12 protein-coding genes and 1 tRNA gene are annotated in these 12,989 nt (G+C 66.4%); 8 read left to right on the top strand and 5 right to left on the bottom strand.

Annotated elements, in window-relative coordinates; all coding sequences use genetic code 11:
- Window positions 1-2: 2 nt before the first annotated feature.
- From solA to ACOJVU_RS13900, 3 genes are read left to right on the top strand one after another with little or no spacing between them, the layout of a single operon-like run.
- Window positions 3-1,151: an N-methyl-L-tryptophan oxidase gene (gene solA / locus ACOJVU_RS13910; protein ID WP_421530303.1), complete on the top strand. Its 1,149-nt coding sequence runs from the start codon at window positions 3-5 to the stop codon at window positions 1,149-1,151.
- Window positions 1,148-2,299: an aromatic ring-hydroxylating oxygenase subunit alpha gene (locus tag ACOJVU_RS13905; RefSeq protein ID WP_421530302.1), complete on the top strand. Its 1,152-nt coding sequence runs from the start codon at window positions 1,148-1,150 to the stop codon at window positions 2,297-2,299. Before solA ends, ACOJVU_RS13905 begins: the two co-directional genes overlap by 4 nt.
- 38 nt (window positions 2,300-2,337) lie before the next feature.
- Complete coding sequence (locus tag ACOJVU_RS13900; protein ID WP_421530301.1) at window positions 2,338-3,147, top strand: IclR family transcriptional regulator; 810 nt, start codon at window positions 2,338-2,340, stop codon at window positions 3,145-3,147.
- On the opposite strand, the gene ACOJVU_RS13895 is transcribed toward ACOJVU_RS13900, so the two are convergent.
- The gene (locus tag ACOJVU_RS13895) at window positions 3,144-4,478 is read right to left on the bottom strand and encodes a ClC family H(+)/Cl(-) exchange transporter (protein WP_421530300.1); all 1,335 of its coding nucleotides are present in this window, start codon (window positions 4,476-4,478) and stop codon (window positions 3,144-3,146) included. The two genes, ACOJVU_RS13900 and ACOJVU_RS13895, sit on opposite strands and share 4 nt — an antisense overlap.
- Before the next feature lie 769 nt (window positions 4,479-5,247).
- Here ACOJVU_RS13895 and ACOJVU_RS13890 point away from each other — a divergent pair.
- Both ACOJVU_RS13890 and ACOJVU_RS13885 read left to right on the top strand, forming a co-directional pair.
- The gene (locus ACOJVU_RS13890; RefSeq protein WP_421530299.1) at window positions 5,248-5,595 is read left to right on the top strand and encodes a DUF732 domain-containing protein; all 348 of its coding nucleotides are present in this window, start codon (window positions 5,248-5,250) and stop codon (window positions 5,593-5,595) included.
- A gap of 94 nt (window positions 5,596-5,689) precedes the next feature.
- Complete coding sequence (locus ACOJVU_RS13885; RefSeq protein ID WP_421530298.1) at window positions 5,690-6,001, top strand: carbohydrate-binding module family 14 protein; 312 nt, start codon at window positions 5,690-5,692, stop codon at window positions 5,999-6,001.
- A gap of 97 nt (window positions 6,002-6,098) precedes the next feature.
- On the opposite strand, the gene ACOJVU_RS13880 is transcribed toward ACOJVU_RS13885, so the two are convergent.
- The 4 genes from ACOJVU_RS13880 to ACOJVU_RS13865 all read right to left on the bottom strand — a co-directional run bounded on the left by ACOJVU_RS13880 (window position 6,099) and on the right by ACOJVU_RS13865 (window position 10,058).
- Window positions 6,099-7,289 carry a cytochrome P450 gene (locus ACOJVU_RS13880; protein ID WP_421530297.1) on the bottom strand — a complete coding sequence of 397 codons (1,191 nt, stop codon included), beginning with the start codon at window positions 7,287-7,289 and terminating at the stop codon, window positions 6,099-6,101.
- Between the two features lie 182 nt (window positions 7,290-7,471).
- The gene (locus ACOJVU_RS13875) at window positions 7,472-8,434 is read right to left on the bottom strand and encodes a hypothetical protein (protein WP_421530296.1); all 963 of its coding nucleotides are present in this window, start codon (window positions 8,432-8,434) and stop codon (window positions 7,472-7,474) included.
- A gap of 236 nt (window positions 8,435-8,670) precedes the next feature.
- Window positions 8,671-9,420: a class I SAM-dependent methyltransferase gene (locus tag ACOJVU_RS13870; RefSeq protein WP_421530295.1), complete on the bottom strand. Its 750-nt coding sequence runs from the start codon at window positions 9,418-9,420 to the stop codon at window positions 8,671-8,673.
- Window positions 9,421-9,984: 564 nt separating this feature from the next.
- Window positions 9,985-10,058 (bottom strand) — tRNA-Leu (locus ACOJVU_RS13865).
- A gap of 355 nt (window positions 10,059-10,413) precedes the next feature.
- On the opposite strand from ACOJVU_RS13865, the gene ACOJVU_RS13860 reads away from it, so the two are divergent.
- From ACOJVU_RS13860 to ACOJVU_RS13850, 3 genes are all read left to right on the top strand, one after another.
- Complete coding sequence (locus ACOJVU_RS13860; RefSeq protein WP_421530294.1) at window positions 10,414-11,274, top strand: PPE family protein, SVP subgroup; 861 nt, start codon at window positions 10,414-10,416, stop codon at window positions 11,272-11,274.
- Between the two features lie 81 nt (window positions 11,275-11,355).
- A complete protein-coding gene (locus ACOJVU_RS13855; protein WP_421530293.1) occupies window positions 11,356-12,543 on the top strand; it encodes a PPE family protein in 1,188 nt (395 codons plus the stop codon).
- Between the two features lie 215 nt (window positions 12,544-12,758).
- On the top strand, window positions 12,759-12,989 hold a 231-nt coding region (locus ACOJVU_RS13850), incomplete at its 3' end, for a WXG100 family type VII secretion target (protein ID WP_421530317.1).

The following is a 12,989-nucleotide window of genomic DNA, read 5'->3' as shown; positions in this document are numbered from 1 at the left end:
ATATGCCCACGACCACAACGGCTTACGATGTCATCGTCGTCGGACTGGGCGGGATGGGAAGCGCGGCTGCCTATCACGTCGCCACCCGCGGGCACCGGGTCCTCGGCCTGGAGCGCCACGAGCCGGTGCACGCCAACGGATCCAGCCACGGCGGCTCGCGCATCATCCGCCAGTCCTACTTCGAAGACCCCGGCTACGTGCCGCTGCTGCTGCGCGCCTACGAGCTGTGGGACAAGCTGGCCGTCGACGCCCAGCGCGAGGTGTACCGGCTCACCGGGGGCCTGTTCATCGGGCCGCCGGACTGCCAGACCGTCGCGGGCAGCATGCGGGCCAGCCGCCAGTGGGGACTGGTGCACGAGGTGCTCGACGCCGCCGAGATCACCGCGCGGTTCCCCCACTTCACACCCCACCCGGGTGACATCGCGCTCTACGAAGCCAAGGCGGGCTTCGCCCGCCCCGAGGCGACGGTGCGCGCGCACCTCGAACTCGCCGAAAAGAACGGCGCCACATTGCACTTCGAAGAGCCGGTGCTGCAATGGAGACAGACCCGCGACGGTGTGCGGGTGAGGACCCCGCGCGGTTCCTACACGGCCGGGCAGCTGGTCATCTGCCCGGGCGCCTGGGCGCCGCAACTGCTGGGCGAGTTCGGGGTCCCGATCACGGTGCAACGTCAGGTGATGTACTGGCTGAACCCGATCGGCGGCGCCGCCGCATTCGCGGACGATCCGATCTTCATCGACGAAAACACCTCCGGCGCTCAGATATACGGTTTCCCGGCGATCGACGGGCCACGCGGCGGCGTCAAAGTCGCCTTCTTCCGCAAAGGCGTCGCTTGCACGCCGGAAACCATCGACCGGGAGGTGCATCCGCAGGAGATCGACGAGATGACGGCGCGGGTCACCGAGTTGTTGCCGGCGCTGGCGGGCGACTGCCTGCACGCGGCGACCTGCATGTACTCCAACACCCCCGACCAGCACTTCGTCATCGCCCGGCATCCGGGCTGCGCCAATGTCACCGTGGCGTGCGGGTTTTCGGGGCACGGGTTCAAGTTCGTGCCGGTGGTCGGCGAGATCCTCGCCGATCTGTGCATCGAGGGCGCCACCGCCCACCCCGTCTCGTTGTTCGACCCGCAGAGACCGGTGACCCGATGACCTCCACCGCACGGCCGTCACCGGCGCTGCTGCCGACCCTGGGCGGCGACTACTACACCAGCGCGGCCGTCTTCGCCGCCGAACAACAGCACATGTTCGAGCACATGTGGTTCTGCGTCGTGCGCAACGATGACGTGGGCGAGCCGGGCCAGTTCAAGAACGTTCAGGTGGGCCGGGAAAGCGTGCTCGTGGTGCGCGGACGCGACCGGGTGTTGCGCGCCTTCCTCAACGTGTGCCGGCACCGCGGCGCGCTGTTGTGCACGCAACCCGAAGGCCGGGTGCGCCGCAACCTGCGCTGCCCCTACCACTCGTGGACCTATGGGTTGGACGGCGCGCTGGTGGCCGCGCCCAACCTCGGCTCGCTGACCGACGAGGACGGCGTCGGGATCGACCGCCGCGGCTACGGCCTGGTCGCGGTGGCGTTGCGTGAATGGCTGGGCTACGCGTGGGTCTGTCTGGGCGATCAGCCGCCGTCGTTCGAGGACGAAGTCGTCGGCGCGGCGGCCCACCGGCTCGGCGACCTGCGAGCCATCGACAACTACCGGATCGACACCCTGCAGGTGGGCCGGCGGGTCACCTACGACGTGGCAGCCAACTGGAAGTTGATCGTCGAGAACTTCATGGAGTGCTATCACTGCGCCACGATCCACCCTGAGCTGACCAGGCTGGTGCCCGAGTTCGCGCGGGGTCAGGCTGCCCAGTCGTCGGTGGGGCGCGGTGCCGAGTTCGGTTCGGGCGTCGACGGTTTCACCGTCGACGGCAGCGCGGGGTTCCCCAGCCTGCCCGGGGTGGACGCCGGGCAGGAGCGGCGCTATTTCGCGATCACCGTCAAGCCCACGGTGTTCATCAATCTGGTGCCCGACCACGTGATCTTCCACCGGATGTTTCCGCTGGCCCCGGATCGCACCGTCGTCGAATGCGACTGGCTCTATGCCCCCGAGGTGGCGGCCACGGGCGATCTCGCGCGTTCGGTGGAGCTGTTCCACCGGGTCAACGAACAGGACTTCGATGCCTGCCGGCGCACGCAGCCGGCGATGTCCTCGCGCGCGTACCGCGCGGGCGGGGTCCTGGTGCCCGCCGAACACCACATCGCCGAATTTCATCGGTGGGTGATCGCGCGAATCGGCACGCCCACCGCGCCGAGGTGAGCGGGCCCTGGCCGAACAGCAGTATAAGCTCGGTCGTCATGGCCAACGGCGACGACGGAGACGCCCCCGCCGGTCGCCCCGAGGCGGGCCCCGCGGTGCAATCGGTCGACCGTGCCCTGTTGGTGCTCGAACTGCTGGCGGACATGGGCAGGGGCGGGGTCACCGAGATCGCCGACGAGCTCGGCGTGCACAAGTCGACGGCGTCCCGGCTGATCGCGGCGCTGGAGTCGCGCGGCTACGTCGAACAGCTTTCCGAACGCGGCAAATACCAGCTCGGCATCGCGGTGTCGCGGCTGGCGCGCTCGCGCAGCGGACATCTGGATCTGGTCAAGCTCAGCCAGGACGCCTGCGACACGCTGGCGGCCGAGGTCGGCGAAACGGCGAATCTCGCTGTCCTCGACGAGAACCGGATCGTCAACATCGCCGAAGCCGTCAGCACCGCGGAGATCGCGCTGCAGACCTGGGTGGGCCAGACCTGCCCCGCGCACGCCACGTCGGCGGGCAAGGTGCTGCTGGCCGGCCTGGACGTCGACGACCTGCGCGGCCGGCTCGGCCCCGCGTTGGAGGCCTTCACCGACAACACCATCGTGACCATCGACGCGCTGGAGGCCGAACTGGCCGTCGCGCGACGCGCCGGATGGGCCAGCGCGCGTGAGGAACTCGAGATCGGGCTCAATGCCGTGGCCGCGCCAGTGTACGACGGCAACGGCCGGATCGCCGCGGCGCTGAGCGTGTCAGGACCCGCCTACCGGCTTGAGACCACCACGTTTGCGCAGGTCGCACAGCGCACGATCGCGGCCGCCGACAGCGTCAGCCGCCGGCTGGGCTGGACCGAGCGCGCGTCTTAGCCGCCGTCGTCTTTTATCGCGGTGTCCACCGGCATCCGCTCGCGCAGGCTGTCGTAGATCGGCGGCGACCCCACCAGGTACGCGGCGAGCACCGCCGCGGCGGTCGCGGCCATCATGGGCACGATCACCGTCGTCGTGGCGGTCATCTCCACGACGATGACCATCCCGGTGACGGGGGCGCGGACGGTGGCCCCGAAGAACGCCGCCATACCCACCAGCGCCATCGGAATCCCCAGCGACGACGCGTTCGCCGGCCACACCAGGTTGAACACGCCGACGAACAACAGCCCCCACAGCGCTCCCACCGCCAGCAACGGCGCGAAGAGCCCTCCCGGCACACCCGCCGAGTACGACAGTGGGCCCGCGACCAGCCGCACCACCAGGTAGCCGATGACCACCGAGAGAAACAAGTGGTGCCCCCCGAGAATCAGTTGGCTCACCGGGTCGCCGCCGCCCACCGCCAGCGGGTAGACGAACATCGCCAGCCCGATGACCGCGCCGATCAGCGCCGCCTTCGCGGGGGCCGGGACCCGGCCCAGCGCGGCGACGTGGTCGACGAACCACAGCACCAACCGGTTGTAGGCGGCACCCAGCGCTCCGGTCAGCAGGCCGAAGGCGACGAAGAGCGGCAACCACACCAGGTCGGGGGGCCCGATCGGTGCCACCTGGAAGTCGGGGTGGTTGCCCAGGACGAGCCGGGAGCACCCGACGGCGGCCGACGCCCCGATGAGCGTGGCCAGCACGGTCTTCACCCGGAACGACTTCGTCACCTCTTCGAGGGTGAACAGGGTGCCGCCGATGGGGGCGTTGAAGGCGACCGCGAGTCCCGCCCCGCCCAGCGCCGTCTGCATCATCCTGACCTCGGAGTCGGGCAGCCGGGCCCGGCGTGCGGTCTCGGCGCCGATCGCCGCACCCATGTGCACCGTCGGGCCCTCGCGGCCCAGCACCAGCCCGGAACCGATCGCCAGCAGGCCGCCGACGAACTTCGCGGGCAGCAAGCGGATCAGGGGTGGCCGGGCGTCGCCCCGGAAGACCGCCTCGACGTGCTGGATCCCGCTGCCGGCGGCCAGGGGTTCCCACCGCACGACCAGCGCGGCCAGGGTGGCGCCGGCCGCGGCGGCGGCCAGCGGAACCAGCCAACCCGGGCCGGGCAGCCGGTGTGCCCAGTCCACGAAGTCGACGCGCAGGTGCTCGGCGGCCTGCAGACACCAGCGAAAGGCGCCGCCGACAAAACCGATGGCCACGCCGGCGACGGTCGCCGCGACGCAGATGAGCAGCGCGCCCCGCATCGAATCGTCGGGCTGGCCGGCACCTCCCGTCGGCGCGGTCATCAACCGTCCTCCTTCGACGCTGGGCAAACCCGACCGGCACCCAGTCTCTCAGATCGGCGGTCGCGACCAGACAGGCGCGTCCCGCAGGACGGTACACACCGCCGGCATGGCGACCAGGCGGCGGTTTGGGATCCGGGAGAGACCTGCGACGGGAAATCCGCCGAATGCGTCGATCAGGACCCGGCTGACCGCCGCCCGCGGGGCCACCCGATGATCCGGCTCCGGCCAGATTCGATCCGAGCGCCGAATCAGATTAGACTGCAACGCTTTTCACGCTGCAACCGCTACCGCGTTGCGCTCTGCTACAGCCGTGGCCGCGGGAGTCGAAGTGATGACGCCATAATCGCGGGCCAGTTCAGCGATGCGGGGGCCCCGTCGCGAATCGCACAGCACAAGCCGTGCGTCGGCACCCTCGGGTACCCGTCGCGGTGTTGGGTCGACAACCAGCCTGCACACTGTTCTCTGCGAACGACTTTGACGACTGATCACGGCAGACGGCGACAGTTCGGGGATCGCAGTCCTACGCACGGGCTCCGTCGGCCGAAGGCCCGCCTGGGCACCCAGGCCCTCAGGAAGCCGACGCCGCCGGTCCGACCACGACGTCGAAGTATCCGACTCGTCGCTCACCTTGAGCCCGTGTAGCTCGACGGCAGGCCCGCGGGTCGCTACCGATGCCTGGCCGTCATCTTCCCCCCACTCGCGGCTGATTCCCAGGCTCGGCCATCGCAGTCGACAGGACAACCGCGTCGTCGTGGAGGATGATTGGGCGATGCGATTCCTGATCGTATTGGCCAATGTCGCATTGGCCAATCTGGCCGCCATCGTCGGCTCGGCGGTGCCGGCGCAAGCCGAGCCCAGCAGCATCGACCCGGGTACTGACAGGAGCTTTCTGAGCCAGCTCACCCAAGCGGGCATCACCTATACCAACGGACCTGCCGCCGTGGCAGCCGCCCATACGGCGTGCAACATGATGGATTCAGGCCAGAAGGAAATCGCCGTCATCAAAAAGGTGATGACTCTGAATCCAGGATTCGGCCTTGCCGGCTCAACCAGGTTCACCGTAATTGCGTCGAGCGTCTACTGCCCCGACTACCTGTCGAAGTCCAGCGCCAACTGAGCAGATGAACAACCCGCCCGCGTTGCCGCGCAGTCCTTGTGGTCAGAACACTGATAAATGATTACTGATAAATGATTGAGGAGTGAAAAACCGAATGACTATATCCCTCAAGGCCAGACGGGTAGCCGCTGTCGGCGCCGCCATTGCCGGCATCGGATCGATGAGCGTGGTGGTTTCAGCTGCGGCGTATGCTCAGCCGCCCACCATCTCCCCGGCCGACGGCTTCGCGTGCCCTACCGGCGCGGGGCTCCAGTATGTTCCGGATCCCGACGATTCGCAGGCATTCTATGTCTGCGCCGATGGCAAGCAGCAGGACCATCAGAAATGTCCACCGGGTACTGTTCTGGAACTCAATATGACGCCGCCCGAGTGTTTGACCCCTGATCAAGAAGATTACCCGAAGTAGGCACGTGCCGACCCAGCGTCCTGGTAGATGTCCATGGTGAACCGGGACACCAGTTGTGCGGCGAGATCCGCCTCCGCGCCTCCATCACCCGAACTCCTCATGGGGATGTCTCCCAACGCAGCATCAGGCTGCCCAGGTGAGTCACGCCAGTCGGTAAATGTCTGATGGCCGGCGCGAAGCCGGATTCGAGTTCGAATTGCGGGACGCGCATCAACCACTCGGTCACGAATTCGCCAATTTCAATGCGGGCCAGGTGCATACCCAAGCATCTGTGTATGCCGCTACCGAAAGCCCAATGACGTTGGCGCAGAATGGTTCCGTCGCCGGCCGTCGCTATCTCGTCACCTCCGTTCTCCCGGCCCGCCGCCTCCAAAGCCAGCCACACCACACTGTGCGCCGGGATCGTACAACCGGCGACTTCGACATCTTTTGTGGTGACGCGCGGTATGGCCGGGCCTGGCGCCTCCAACCGCAACATTTCCTCGACGAACGCCGGAATCTGTTCTGGGTCTTCGCGCAACTGGGCCTGCAGTTGCGGATGGCGCGCGAGACGGAGAAGCGAGAAACCAATCGCCGCCGCGACCATTTCGATACCGGCAACCGAGAACAACAACAGGACGACGGCAGCCACCTCGGCTCGGCTGAGCGGAAAATTCTTGTCGCGGGCGCGTCCCTCGAGCAGGGGCCACAGAATTCCGGGCGGCCGCCGGGGCTTCCTCAGCCCGGCGCCGAGCGCGGAATCCAGCCAGTTGAAGAGCCGAAGTTCGGCTGTCCCGTCCAGGTCACCGATCACTGCGGCCCGGATCAGCCCGGCCGCACTGTCGTCGTCTGACGGTAAACCGCACACCGTGAGCAGCGATCGGCACGCGTAGGTGTCGGCGAGGCCAATAGCATCACACTGCCCCGCGCCGGTAACCCCGGATACCAGCGTCGCGGCCTGGGCACGCAAGTGCAAAGCAAAAGGGGCCAAAGCTTTGGGGCTGAAGAGGGGATGTAGGACGCGGCCGAAACGGGCATGCTCCGTTCGCGTTCCGCAGGACAGCGGCACCTGCGGAAGCGGTACGCCGAAAGAAGTGATCTTGAATGTTTTCGGCGGTGACATAAACGTGGCCGGATCGAGCAGAGCCGCACGCACGTCGTCACGCCGGGTGAGGTAGTAACCGTGCAGCATGGGTTTGCCGGCTTCGATTTTCACCACTGGGCCCAGGCCGCGCAGCTGACGCCAAAAGGCGCCGCGGTCCGCTGCGAAGACCGGACTCTCCTTGTGATGCAAAGGAGGCGAATTCACGCTGCCCTACCTTTCTGACTCATGTTTTCAGGTCCCTGTTCTCGGGGCCGTAGAGAGATCACCGTAGAGAGATCACCGTAGAGAGATCACCGTAGAGAGATCGCCGTAGAGAGATCGCCGTAGAGAGATCGCCGTAGAGAGATCGCCGTGGAGAGATCATTGTGTTCGCAACCGGGATGCGATCATTCCCAGCCGGTTTCCAGTAGTTCGCCGGCCAGCCGACGGATGTTGCCTGTCGCCGTCTGCATGGTCGTCATCGCCCGAAAGATCGCCTCAGAGACCGGGCGAGTCATGGCGCAGTTACGGATCACCGCTTCCCGGAACATCACCTCAGCGTGCGAGCCGAGCACCGTGGTGGCGTTCACCGCATCAAGAGAGTCATGAAGCGCCTTGTTGCGAGTAAACATGTGTGCCGCAGAAATTTCCAGCTGCATATTCTTGAGAAGAGAGTCAAGTTTCTTACTGCTCGGTGCAAGCGCGTCCTCGCGCTCCTGTTTCTCGGGCATCGTCACCACTTTGTGTCCCCGCTCCGTGAGTTTTGCCAGCTCGAGGGTGTAGTCGTTGACCGCTCGCGACACCCGAATCAAGGCGAGTTTGAACTCTTGTTCGCGCACATGGACGCGTTGGATGCGAGATTGTTCCCGCTGTGCTTCAAGCTCGATTCGGTGCAACTCGCGCGCATTGTCCAGCTCTGTCGCTGACCTTTGCTCGGCCGCTTTCAGCTCACGTCGCAGTCGTTCGTGCGCTTGTCTGGCGTCGTCTTGTGCCTGGCGCCGGATGACGACCGACTGCCAGAGAGCAACGAAGACCGCGATCAAAGCGGCAAGACACCAAAGGCGCGCGGCGTGGGAAGCGACATCCCAGGGGCGACCCAGCAGCAGCCAGGCCAGCAGCACCGCGAGGACCGCCGCGATTCCGTTGGGAATGCGCGGCGCGGTGCCATGCCACCAGCGCCGGCGGTCGCGCAGTTCCGCAGGCGCTTCGCCCGGTTGAATTGCGTGGTGGCCCGTGGGCGGGTCAGGTTGCGACGGCTCGCTCATCATTTCCTTGTCACCGGGCTCTCGTAGGCGGGTCGAGAAATGCGCCGAACAGCGCACTCCGGCGGCGCTTGGGCGAAGCTGATCGACGCCCACGGCGCCCAGCAAGACCAAATTTCGTTGTGGAACAACCGACTTCCACGATTCACGCTCCCGCCGCGCTGACAACGTGGACCGCACGGGGAAGGAAACCTCATGTCGACTTCCGTGCCGGGAATCGAGGTGAGGGCGTCCATCGACGCCCTACGCACTGTCCGCACCCTCACCACCTTTCCCTTTGCCGGTCAACTCGTCGTTATCGCTGCGCCCGGCGCCGGCCGGCTCCTGAGCGCCTTCTTCTGCGATCAGTCCACGCGGGTGGCGTGCATCTCCCAGAACGGGGCGTAGGCCCGGCCATTGGTCAGCCACGGTGCGATCGACCGAAATCCCTCTACGGAAGACTTGATCTGTTCGGCCTTGTCGGGGTTACGGGCAATCATCATGTCAAAGGATTCCATGCTCATGTTGACCTGATACGTGGTCGGCCCCAGATACGTGGGCTGCCAACCGGCTTCGGGGAACGTCTGGATGAAGTCGTCCAGGGACACCGACCGCGGGGCGACGATACCGTTGACACTGTAGTGGGCGTATTCGAACATGTAGAGCCGCGCTCCGGGCTTGGTCGCCCGGTGCAAAGCCTGCGCGTACGCCCGTTTCGCCTCGGGCACGTCCGAAAACACGTGATAGAACGCGCAGTCGACGACCGTGTCGAAACGGTTCTCCAGGCCGTCCAGCCTTATCGCGTCGCCCACCTGAAAGTTCACCGAAACCCCGGCGCGCCGCGCGTTCTCCTCTGCCCGCTCGATCGCAGCCGGAGAGGAGTCGATGCCAGTCGCCGAGTAGCCGTTTTCGGCGTAGTAGATGGCATGGTGCCCCGGACCGGTACCCGGGTCGAGAACCTCGCCCTTGACCGCACCCAGCGCAACAAGTTGCTTCACGATCTCTTGCGGGCCGCCGATGTCCCACGGTGTGGCCGCCGGCAACCCGTTCGCGGACTGCTGATCGCGATACATCTTCTCGTAGCGGAGAGGATCGAATTGCCCTGGCTGGCTCATCCCGCAACGATAAAGACTTTGTCGGGCCCACGCTCGACGAGCTGACAACATTGTTTCAGCGTCATCGTTGCAGCGTCGTTGTTTCAGCGTCAACGTGGGCTGTCACCTGTTGCCGCATTGGGTTGCCTGGTGTGGATCTCCTGATGTGGATCTCCTGATGTGGATCTCCTGATGTCTCCGCGGGTGGGATCCTTACTCAGTCAAGATCTTCCGGCGGGACCGTGTCTCGCTTGCCAGGATGATCCGTTCCTCGATGGCGACCGGCCAGCTGCTCGCGCGCCACAGCAAGCCGGTTCAGACAAGTCGGACGTACCGCCGCGGCGGACGCACCGCTCAACCCGTCATCAACGGCCTCGACGATGCCGCTGTGCAGCCAACAGGCTGCTTGTTCGGCCGCCACGACGTCGAGGGAACCACCCGCGGTACTCCCGTGATTTCATCCACACCGACCTTCCGAAAAGCCAGGGACCCGACCCACCTGTCGTGACGGGAGCCGTGCCAGCGGTCGAGCACCAGGACAACGGCGCCGACCGGGGCATCTCAGTCGGTGATAGCTGGTCAGCGTGCCCCCAGTCGGACTCGAACCGACACTGGACGGATTTTAAGTCCGCTGCCTCTGCCAATTGGGCTATGGGGGCCCGGCGGCGAATGTAGCGTGCGCGAGCGGGACCGGGGGCATCGCATCCCCTCAAGGCCGGACCGCGCCTGAAGATGCGACCCTGCCGCGCTTGAAGTATCTTCCCGCCGCCGAGCCGCGTACGTCCCGCACTGCCGCCCTTGCCAGATGACAGCGCCATGTCGCTCGACGGCGACTTGTTAAAACTGCCCGCGCCAGCGTTAAAAAAGCGTAAACGGCTGCCAGCTCGCTCTTTTCGGTCGCGACTGTGGAGACGTGGGTCGTTAGCCTTACGCCAACGCACAGCAGCCGTCCGGCAAACACCCAGGGTCGATCGACCGCATGGGGCCGACGGTTTTGACACGACGGAGGAATGGATGTCAATTCTGAAAACACTGCCCGCAGAATTGTCCGCGGCGGCGGCGCAGCTGGAAGCCATCGTCAGTTCACTGAGCGCGCAGCACGCCGGCGCCGCGGCGGCGACCACGGCCATCGCTCCGGCAGCCGCTGACCCGGTGTCGTTGCAGCAGGCGGCAATCTTCTCGGCGTACGGCACTCAGTACCAGGCGACGGCGACGCAAGCTCAGACCGAACAGCAGCAGTATGTGAACACCCTGAACCAGACTTCCGGCACCTACGCAGCCGCCGAGGCCACCAACTCGGCCCAGCAGTCCCTGGACCCAGTTTCATTGATCAACCAGGCCTACAACTTCCTGAACGGCAGCAACGGGCTGTTCAGCCCCTCCAGCGGTGGAACCAGCATCGCCATGGACGAGATGGGTAACTGGGCCTCGGCCTACTCGGACACCATCGGGATGGGCGGCGGTGGTCTTCTGTCGGCCATATCGGCTCCCGAAGAGGCCGGCGCCGACCTGGGCGGCCTCGGCGGCCTTGCCGGCGCAGCGGACCTCGCGGACGCGACGACGCCGGCCGTCGGCTCCGGCATGGCCGGCATGGGTGCGATGCCGATGGCCAGCGTGGGTTCGGCGACCATGGTCGGCAAGTTGTCGGTGCCGCCGAGTTGGGCCGGCACGGTCACCACCGTGTCGAGTACCAGCCTGATGGACCCGATGGCGCTGCCGAGCGCGGGCTGGACCACCGCTGCGCCCCAGGCCGGCACCGGGACCTTCGTCCCGGGCATGCCCGGGATGGGCGCGGCCGCGCGCAACGGCGCCGGGTTCGGTGCGCCGCGCTACGGCGTCAAGCCCCTCGTCATGCCCAAGCCGACGACCGTCTGAGCGGCGCACCCGCGCTACAGAACCAGTCACCAAGAATCCGAATTCAGCTCACTAGAGGAACAGGACAGAACAGACATGGTCATGGATTTTGGAGCGATACCCCCGGACGTCACGTCGGCGCTCATGTATTCGGGAGCGGGCTCCGGACCGCTCATGGCCGCGGCCGCCTCGTGGTCCAACCTGGCTGCGGAGCTGAGTGCCGCGGCGTCCCAATGGGAGTCGATCGTCACGACGCTGACCACCGAGCACTGGACGGGTGTGGGGTCGACGGCTGCGGTCACCTCAGCCGAATCCGTCGTGACCTGGCTGACCACTGCGACGGCGGCGGCCGAACATGCGGGCGCCCAGGCGACGGCGTCGGCGGCCGCTTTCGAAGCGGCGTTCGCCGCGACGGTGCCCCCGCCGGTGATCGCCGCCAACCGTGCTCAGCTGGCGGCGCTGGTCGCGACCAATTTCCTGGGTGTCAACACGGCGGCGATCATGGCCACCGAGGCCCAGTACGCCGAGATGTGGGTCCAGGACGCCACCACCATGTACACCTACCAGGCCGCCTCGACGGCCGCCGGGGCGCTTGCGCCGATCGCGCCGGAGACACCCGCAACCAACCCGGGTGCGGCGGGCATCCAAGCCGCGGCGACGGCCCAGAATGCGGCGGCAGCTCCCGCCCAGGGCGGTATCGGTTCTGCCGTCTCGGGCCTGCAGACGGGCTTGTCCCAGTTGGAGAGCTCACTGAATTCGGTTCTGACCCTCAACGGCCAGATCCCCTCGATCGCCGATTGGGCCGAGATCCCGGTCGTCCAGAACGTCATCTACAACATCGGTGTCACCGCGGCGTGGAACGTCGCCATGATCACCGCGACCTTCCCGCTTCTCGGCCACTTCCTTGCCGGTGCTCCCTTAGGTGTCACCCCGTTCGTCGACGACGTCACACCTCTCGGCGCCGGTTTGGGGATAGGAACGTCTCTCGTGGGATCGACCACGCCGATGGGCCTGGGCGGCGCGGTGTCGGCGGGTCTCGGCGAGGCATCTGCCGTCGGCGGTCTGTCGGTGCCGGCCGGCTGGTCGGCGGCCGCCCCGGCCACGTTGGCCTCCGCGACCGCTCCGGTGGAGGGTTCGGGCTGGACCGTGGCCTCCGAGGCGGCCGAGCCGGTCACGGCGATGCCCGGAATGCCGGGCATGGCCGCCGCGGCCAAGGGCGCCGGCGCCTACGGGGCCGGCCCCCGCTACGGGTTCAAGCCGATCGTCATGCCCAAGCAGGTGGTCGTCTGAGATCGCACTCCTGAGCTCGCGCAAACCCGAGTTCGGAAAATGATGGGACATGTCATCGAATTGAGCCAAGCCGTCAACGGGCAGGTCGTAGTCTGTCCGGGATGCGGTCGTTCCCGCATCGACGACGGCTGAGCAAGACTTCAGCCGCCCCGCGGCTCGAAAGACAAGAAAGATCAAGAAAGACAAAGATCAAGAAAGACAAGGAGACAAGCAACATGGCTACACGTTTTTTGACTGATCCGCATGAGATGCGGGCGATGGCGGGTCGTTTCGAGACCCATGCGCAGACGGTGGAGGATGAGGCCCGCAAGATGTGGGCGTCGTCGATGAACATCGCCGGTGCGGGCTGGAGTGGGCAGGCGCAGGCCACCTCGTACGACACGATGGGGCAGATGAATCAGGCGTTCCGCAATATCGTGAACATGCTGCACGGGGTGCGGGACGGG

This window comes from Mycobacterium sp. THU-M104 (genome assembly GCF_049197365.1).
In the GTDB taxonomy this organism is placed as follows: Bacteria; Actinomycetota; Actinomycetes; order Mycobacteriales; family Mycobacteriaceae; genus Mycobacterium.
The sequence above is the reverse complement of the archived record's forward strand: the minus strand, read 5'-3'. Positions and strand labels throughout refer to the sequence as shown.

Coding starts and splice junctions, on each gene's coding strand:
- ACOJVU_RS13895 (WP_421530300.1), bottom strand. CDS start 4,478: ATGACCGCGCCGACGGGAGGTGCCGGCCAGCCCGACGATTCGATGCGG.
- ACOJVU_RS13870 (WP_421530295.1), bottom strand. CDS start 9,420: ATGAGCCAGCCAGGGCAATTCGATCCTCTCCGCTACGAGAAGATGTAT.
- solA (WP_421530303.1), top strand. CDS start 3: ATGCCCACGACCACAACGGCTTACGATGTCATCGTCGTCGGACTGGGC.
- ACOJVU_RS13885 (WP_421530298.1), top strand. CDS start 5,690: ATGACTATATCCCTCAAGGCCAGACGGGTAGCCGCTGTCGGCGCCGCC.
- ACOJVU_RS13855 (WP_421530293.1), top strand. CDS start 11,356: ATGGATTTTGGAGCGATACCCCCGGACGTCACGTCGGCGCTCATGTAT.
- ACOJVU_RS13905 (WP_421530302.1), top strand. CDS start 1,148: ATGACCTCCACCGCACGGCCGTCACCGGCGCTGCTGCCGACCCTGGGC.
- ACOJVU_RS13860 (WP_421530294.1), top strand. CDS start 10,414: ATGTCAATTCTGAAAACACTGCCCGCAGAATTGTCCGCGGCGGCGGCG.
- ACOJVU_RS13890 (WP_421530299.1), top strand. CDS start 5,248: ATGCGATTCCTGATCGTATTGGCCAATGTCGCATTGGCCAATCTGGCC.
- ACOJVU_RS13900 (WP_421530301.1), top strand. CDS start 2,338: ATGGCCAACGGCGACGACGGAGACGCCCCCGCCGGTCGCCCCGAGGCG.